The organism is Neoroseomonas rubea, assembly GCF_016106015.1.
Classification (GTDB): domain Bacteria; phylum Pseudomonadota; class Alphaproteobacteria; order Acetobacterales; family Acetobacteraceae; genus Neoroseomonas; species Neoroseomonas rubea.
This window is the reverse complement of the sequence record NZ_JACADQ010000700.1, coordinates 1-774: the sequence shown is the minus strand read 5'-3', so window position 1 is coordinate 774 and position 774 is coordinate 1. Positions and strand designations below refer to the sequence as shown.

Genomic DNA, 774 nt, shown 5'->3' with positions numbered 1-774 from the left:
CGCGCACCTCGCCGATCGCGCGCGCCGCCTCGGCCGCCGCGTCCGCCACCCGGCCGATGCCGCCCGAGACGGTCTGAGTGCCCTGCGCGGCCTCGCCCGCCGCGCGGGCGATCTCCTGCGTCGCCGCACCCTGTTCCTCGACCGCCGCGGCGATGGCGCCGGCGATGCTGCTCGCCCGCTCCACCGCGCCGGCGATGCCCTGGATGGCGTCGATCGCGGCGCGGGTCGCGCCCTGCATGTCGGCGATCTGGCGGCTGACCTCCTCGGTCGCCTTCGCCGTCTGGGCGGCAAGCGCCTTCACCTCGCCCGCCACCACGGCGAAGCCCTTGCCGGCCTCGCCGGCGCGCGCTGCCTCGATCGTCGCGTTCAGCGCCAGCAGGTTGGTCTGCCCGGCGATGTCGCCGATGATACGCGCCACTTCCTCGATGCGCCGCGCGCCGTCGGCCAGCGCGCCCACCGTCTGGTCGGTGGCGCGGGCCTGCGCCGCCGCGTCGCTCGTCGCCTCGGTCGAGGCGACGATCTGGCGGGAAATCTCGCTCACCGTCGCCGTCAGTTCCTCCGCCGCCGCCGCGACGGTCTGGACGGAGGCGCTGGCCTTCTCCGCGCCCTCGCCCGTCGTCGTCGAAATGACGCGCGTGTGTTCCGCCGTGGCCCCGACGGTCGCGGCGGAGCCATCGAGCTGCGTCGCGGCGGCCGCGAGCGTAGCGGCGACGCCGCCAAGCGAGCGCTCCACCTCATCCGCCAGCGTCAGGGCGGCGGCGCGGCGCTCGGCCG

The 774-nt window shown here is 76.7% G+C and carries 1 protein-coding gene; it reads right to left on the bottom strand.

From position 1 onward, the window contains the following. Positions 1–774: methyl-accepting chemotaxis protein (locus tag HW577_RS25930; RefSeq protein WP_232475254.1), on the bottom strand; the 774-nt coding region annotated here is incomplete at both ends.